Here is a 269-nt window from a genome sequence, read left to right as displayed (position 1 = left end):
GCGCGCGATAGAGGCGGGTTTCTACCGCCTTTTCGCTGATCGACAACACTGCCGCGGTTTCAGCCTGGCTCAACCCCTCGATCGTGCGCAGCACCAAGGATTCCTTCAATGCGGTCGGCAAGCCCGCAATGGCGCGCGTCACGCGGTCGAGTTCCTGTCGGTCGCCCGTCGCGTCGTCGATCGCCACCTGGTCGTCTGCAATGGCTTCGGCTTCCGCGCCGATCGGTGCGGCGAACGCCAGAAAGCGCCGCACGGTGCGCTTGCGCCCC

The 269-nt window shown here is 66.5% G+C and carries 1 protein-coding gene; it reads right to left on the bottom strand.

The features are described from left to right. A partial coding sequence (locus AC3II9_RS21830) for an RNA polymerase sigma factor (protein WP_489158795.1) occupies positions 1–269 on the bottom strand: 269 nt, incomplete at both ends.

It is taken from the genome of Lysinibacillus sp. RU7 (genome assembly GCF_057837305.1).
This window is presented reverse-complemented; position numbering and strand designations above follow the sequence as displayed.